General features: G+C 72.8%; 1 protein-coding gene. It reads right to left on the bottom strand.

Features of this window, described 5'->3' with window-relative positions; translation table 11 throughout:
• Window positions 1-43 precede the first annotated feature (43 nt).
• Window positions 44-6,259 (bottom strand): type I polyketide synthase, encoded by a 6,216-nt coding sequence (locus ACFWW9_RS10635; protein WP_390374379.1) that lies wholly within the window; start codon window positions 6,257-6,259, stop codon window positions 44-46.
• Window positions 6,260-6,384 lie beyond the last annotated feature (125 nt).

Genomic DNA, 6,384 nt, shown 5'->3' with positions numbered 1-6,384 from the left:
TCGAGTCGTCTCCTCTACAGCGGTGCAGGCGAGTTGAGGGTGATCACGAGGAGCTGAGGTTGTTGTCGATGAAGTCGAAGAGCTCGTCGTAGCCCGCCTCGTCCAACGTGGCTTTCCCAGCGGTCTCCTCGGAGGAGCCGCCGTTCCACTTGGCCAGCACGCGCTGCAACCGGCTGGTGATCTTCGTGCGCATCGGGTCGTCCGCACCGACCTCGCCGAACGCGAGTTCCAGGCGGTCCAGTTCGTCGAGCAGGGTCGCGGCCGGGCTGTCGTTGCCGACCAGCTCCACGCGGAGGTGGGCGGCCAGCTCGATCGCGTTGGGGTAGTTGAAGACCAGCGTCGCGGGCAGCTTCACGCCGGTCGCGGCGCTGAGCGTGTTGCGCAGCTCCACCGCGGACAGGGAGTCGAAGCCGAGTTCCTTGAACGCCAGCGTGGGCTTGATGTCCAGCGCCGACTCGTAGCCGAGGACGACCGCGACCTGCCCGACCACGAGGTCCAGCAGCAGTTCGTCCTGCTCGGCCTTGGTCTTGCCCGCGAGCCGCTGCGACCAGGAGGCCGGTTCGGCCTTGCCCGCGGCGGCGGCCGTGCGCCGCGCCGGGGCGCGGACCAGGCCGCGCAGCAGCGGGTGCACCTCGCCGGAGTCCCGCAGCGTCGACAGGTCCAGCTTCACCGGCGCGAGCAGGGCGTCGTCGGTGACGCGGGCCAGGTCGAACAGCGCCAGGCCGTCGGCCGCGGCCAGCGCGGGCATCCCGGAGCGGGCCATGCGGGCGAAGTCGGCGTCGGTGAGGGTCGACCCCATGCCCGCCGTCTGGTCCCACGGGCCCCAGGCCAGCGAGATCGCCGGGAGGCCGCGGTGGCGGCGGTGCACCGCGAGGGCGTCGAGGAACGTGTTGGCGGCGGCGTAGTTCGCCTGCCCCGCCCCGCCGAACAGGCCGGAGGACGAGGAGAAGACGACGAACATCGCCAGGTCGAGGTCGGCGGTCAGCTCGTGCAGGTGCGCGGCGGCGTCCGCCTTCGGACCGAGCACGGTGGACAGCCGGTCGGGGGTGAGCGAGTCGAGGACGCCGTCGGCGAGCACGCCCGCCGCGTGCACCACGCCGGTCAGCGGGTGCTCGATCCCCTTCAGCAGGGCCGAGACGGCGGCGTGGTCGGCGACGTCGCACGCCGCCAGGTCCACGGTCGCGCCGAGGCCGATCAGCTCGTCGGCCAGCTCGCGGGCGCCGGGGGCGTCCGCGCCGCGCCGGGAGGTCAGCACCAGGTGCTTCACGCCGTGCTCGGCGACGAGGTGCCGGGCCACGAGCGCGCCCAGTCCCCCGGTGCCGCCGGTGATGAGCACCGAGCCGTTCGGGTCGAGCGGGGTCGGGATGGTCAGCACGACCTTGCCGGTGTGCTTGGCCTGGCCCAGGTAGCGGAACGCCTCCGGGGCGCGGTGGACGTCCCACGTCGTCACGGGCAGCGGGGTGAGCGAGCCGTCGGCGAACCAGCCGTGCAGGCGGGTCAGCAGCTCGCCGATGCGGTCCGGTCCGGCCTCGATCAGGTCGAACGCCGTGTAGGCCACGTCGAGGTGCTGCTTCGCGACCGCGGCGGGGTCCCGCACGTCGGTCTTGCCCATCTCCAGGAACCGGCCGCCGTGCCCCTGCGCCACCAGGCGGAGGGAGGCGTCGACGAACTCGCCGGACAGCGCGTTGAGGACCACGTCCACGCCCCGGCCGTCGGTGGCGATGGTGAACTGGTGCTCGAAGTCGATGGTGCGGGAGGACGCGATGTGGTCGTCGGCGATCCCGGCGGCCCGCAGCGCGTCCCACTTGCCGGTGCTCGCCGTGCCGTAGACCTCCGCGCCGAGGTGGCGGGCGATCTGCGTGGCGGCCATGCCGACACCACCGGCGGCGGCGTGGACCAGGATCGACTCGCCGGACTTGAGGCCGCCCAGGTCCTCCAGGGCGTAGAGCGCGGTGAGGAACACCAGCGGCACGCCTGCGGCCTGGGTGAACGACCAGCCGTCGGGGATCGGGCAGACCTTGCGGCGGTCGGCGATCACGACCGGGCCGAACGCGGCGTCGACCATGCCCATGACCCGGTCGCCGACGGCGAGGTCGGCCACGCCGGGCCCGACCTCCAGCACGACGCCCGCGCCTTCCAGGCCCATGATCCCGGCGTCGCCGGGGTACATGCCGAGCACGTTCATCACGTCGCGGAAGTTGACGCCCGCAGCGCGCATCGCGATCCGGACCTCGCCGGGCTCCAGCGCGGACTCGGCGTGCGGCCACGGGATCGTGGTCAGGTTGTCGACCGTGCCGGAGGTGGTGAAGTCCAGGCGCCACGCGGAATCCGTGGCCATCGGGGCGATCGAGCCGGAGTTCGCGCGGACCAGGCGCGGGGCGTAGAGCGTGCCCGCGCGGACCGCGACCTCCAGTTCCCCCGCGCCGAGCACGGCGGGCAGGACCTCGTCGATCGCGGTCACGTCGTCCAGGTCCAGCAGGACGATCGCGCCGGGGTGCTCGGACTGCGCGGAGCGGACCAGGCCGGAGGCGCTGGACTGGGCGGGGACGGTGATGTCCTCGCCGGGCAGCGCGGCGACGGCGTGGCTGGTCACGACGACCAGCACCGACTCCTCGGACCGGTCCTCCACGAAGGACTTCAGGCCCGCCAGCAGTTCGGCGGTCACGGTGTGCACGTTGGCGGAGTCGGCGACGTGCAGGATCGTCACGTCCTCGACCGACTCGGGTTCGGCGGTGACCGGCGTCCAGTCCACCCGGTACAGGGAGTCGACGCCGACTCGGGTGAACTGCTCGCCGCTGATCGGCCGCAGCACCAGGGAGTCGACGCGGGCGACCGGCGAGCCGGTGCCGTCGGCGACGTCCACGGAGATGCCGTCGCCGTTCGGGGAGACGCGGGCGCGCAGCGTCTCGGCCCCGGCGGCGAACAGGCTCACCCCGGTCCAGGAGAACGGCAGCGACGCCGGGCCGCTCTGCTCCGACCCGTCGCCGATGCCGAGCGTGTGGAGAACGGAGTCGAGCAACGCCGGGTGGACGCCGAACGCGCCCGCCCGACGCTGTTCCGCCTCGGGCAGCGAGACTTCGGCGTACACGTCCTCGCCGCTGCGCCAGGCGTTCACCAGCCCGCGGAAGACCGGGCCGTAGCGCAAACCGCCCGCGGCGAGGTCCTCGTAGAGGCCGGACAGGTCCAGGGGGACGGCTCCGGCGGGCGGCCACTGCGCCAACTCGAACGCGGGAGCCGTGGTGTCGTCGGTGAGGACGCCGGTCGCGTGCACGATCCACGCGGCGTCGTCGTCATCGGCGCGGGAGTAGACGGTGAGCATCCGGCGGCCGGGCTCGGCGTCCAGCTCGACGTGCAGGCTGATGCCGCCCTGCGCCGGGACGATCAGCGGGGCCTGGAGCAGCAGCTCCTCCAGGTGGCCGCAGCCGACCTGGTCGCCGGCGCGGATCGCCAGCTCCACCAGCGCGGTGCCGGGCACGACCACGTTGTCCGCGACGACGTGGTCGGCGAGCCAGGCGTGCGTGGCGACGGACAGGCGGGCGGTGAACAGCACACCGCCGTCGGGCATCGGCAGCACCACGGCGAGCAGCGGGTGACCGGCGGCGGACAGGCCCGCGGACGTCACGTCGCCCACCGAACCGCTGTCCTCCAACCACAGGCGCTGGCGGTCGAACGCGTAGGTCGGCAGGTCGACGCGCTGGGCGCCGGTGCCGGAGAAGTACGCGGCCCAGTCGATCCGGACGCCGCGGACGTGCAGCCCGGCGAGCGCGGTGGTGAGGGCCGTGACCTCGGGGCGGTCCTTGCGCAGCGCCGGGACCAGCACGGCCTTCTCGACGCTCTCCGCGCCCATGGCGGTGAGCACGGCGTCAGGGCCCAGTTCCAGGAACGTCGACACGCCCTGGGCTTCCAGCGCCGTGACGGCGTCGGCGAACCGGACGGCGGTGCGGACGTGGGTGACCCAGTACTCGGCGGAGCACAGTTCCACGGCCGTGGCGAGCTTGCCGGTGGCCGTGGAGACGATCGGGATGAGCGGCGAGGAGTAGGTCAGCCGGTTCGCGACCGCGCGGAAGTCGTCGAGCATGGCGTCCATGTGCGCCGAGTGGAACGCGTGGGAGACGGTGAGCCGCTTGGACTTCCTGTCGTCGAACGCGTCGACCACCGCGAGCACGGCGTCCTCGTCGCCCGCGAGGACGATCGAGGTCGGGCCGTTGACGGCGGCAATCGTAACGCCGTTACCAATCAGCGGGAGGACTTCCTCCTCGGTGACCTGGAGGGCGACCATCGCGCCGCCGGTCGGCAGCGCCTGCATCAACCGGCCACGGGCCTCGACCAGCGTCGCGGCGTCCTCCAGGGACAGGACACCGGCCACGTGGGCGGCGGCCAGCTCGCCGATCGAGTGCCCGGCCAGGAACTCCGGCTTCACGCCCGCCGCCTCGAAGAGGCGGTAGAGCGCCACCTCGACGGCGAACAGGGCGGGCTGCGTCATCCCGGTCTGGTCCAGCGCGGCGGCGTCGTCGCCGAACACCACGTCGCGGACCGGGCCGTCGAACTCGGCGCACACGGCGTCGAACGCCTTGGCGTACACCGGGAACGCGTCGTACAGCTCGCGGCCCATGCCGAGCCGCTGCGACCCCTGACCGGTGAACAGGATCGCCAGACCGCCGTCGGTGACGGCGCCGCGCTGGAGGTTCGCCGCCGCGCCGCCGTCGACCAGCGCGTCCAGACCGGACGTCAGGGCGGCCGCGTCGGCTCCGACCACGACCGCGCGGTGGGCGAGCGCGGTCCGGGTCGTCGCCAGGGAGAAGGCCACGTCGTCGAGGTGGAGGTCGGCGCCGGAGAGGTGGTCGCGCAGGCGGCGGGCCTGCTCGCGCAGCCCGTCCTCGGTGCGCGCGGCCAGCAGCCACGGCAGCACCTCGCGGCCCTGGCGCACGACCTCGACCGGCTCCGCCGCGGGCGCTTCCTCCAGCACGACGTGGGCGTTGGTGCCGCTCACGCCGAACGAGGAGACGCCCGCGCGGCGGGGGTTGCCGGTCTCGGGCCACGGGCGGGCCTCGGTCAGGATCTCCAGCGAACCGGCCTCCCAGTCGACCTGGTGGGACGGCTCCTCGGCGTGCAGCGTCTTGGGGGCCAGACCGTGGCGGATGGCCATGACCATCTTGATGACGCCCGCGACGCCCGCCGCGGACTGGGTGTGGCCGATGTTGGACTTCAGCGAGCCCAGCAGCACCGGGCGCTCGCGGTCCTGGCCGTAGGTGGACAGGATCGCCTGGGCCTCGATCGGGTCGCCGAGCCGCGTGCCGGTGCCGTGCGCCTCGACCACGTCGACGTCCGCGGGGGCCAGACCGGCGTTGGCCAGGGCCTGGAGGATCACCCGCTGCTGCGACGGGCCGTTGGGGGCGGTGAGGCCGTTGGACGCGCCGTCCTGGTTGACCGAGCTGCCGCGCACGACGGCGAGGACCTCGTGGCCGTTGCGGCGGGCGTCGGACAGCTTCTCGACCAGCAGCAGGCCCACTCCCTCGGACCAGCCGGTGCCGTCGGCGTCGTCGGAGAACGCGCGGCACCGGCCGTCCGGGGAGAGCCCGCCCTGCTTGCCGAACTCGGCGAACACGGCGGGCGTGCTCATCACCATCACACCGCCCGCGAGGGCGATGGAGCACTCACCGTTGCGCAGCGCGGTGGCAGCCAGGTGCAGCGCGGTGAGCGAGGACGAGCAGGCGGTGTCGACCGTGACGGCGGGGCCCTCGAGGCCGAACGTGTAGGAGAGGCGGCCGGACAGGACGCTGGGGGCCGCACCCGTGAGCAGGTGGCCCGCGACCTCGTCGGGGACCTCGGTCAGGCCGATGCCGTAGCCCATGGCGCTGCCGCCGATGAACACCCCGGTCTGGCTGCCGCGCAGCGACCTGGGGTCGATTCCGGCGCGCTCGAACACTTCCCACGTCGTTTCCAACAGCAGCCGCTGCTGGGGGTCCATGGCCAGCGCTTCACGCGGGGAAATACCGAAGAACGCGGGCTCGAAATCGGCCGCGTCATAGAGGAACCCGCCGCCCTCGACGGCGAAAACACCGTTTTCGGTGCCCCAGCCCCGGTCTTCGGGGAGCGGGGAAATCGCGTCACCGCCGGACTCGACCAGCCGCCACAGGTCCTCGGGCGAGCGGACGCCACCGGGGTAACGGCAGCTCATCGCCACGATGGCGATGGGCTCCTGGTCGCCTTCCTCCAACTCCTGAAGCCGCTGCCGGGTGGTCTGGAGATCCGCCGTCACCAGTTTGAGATACTCCCGGAGCGTGTCTTCATTCGCCATTTAAGAGCACCTCTTCGCTACGGACGACAGGGTTTCTCCGGCGCGGGAGAATGAGATCGTCGTGAATTCGGAAGCGCTTGGCACAC

It is taken from the genome of Umezawaea sp. NPDC059074, assembly GCF_042738955.1.
In the GTDB taxonomy this organism is placed as follows: domain Bacteria; phylum Actinomycetota; class Actinomycetes; order Mycobacteriales; family Pseudonocardiaceae; genus Umezawaea.
The sequence above is the reverse complement of the archived record's forward strand: the minus strand, read 5'-3'. Positions and strand labels throughout refer to the sequence as shown.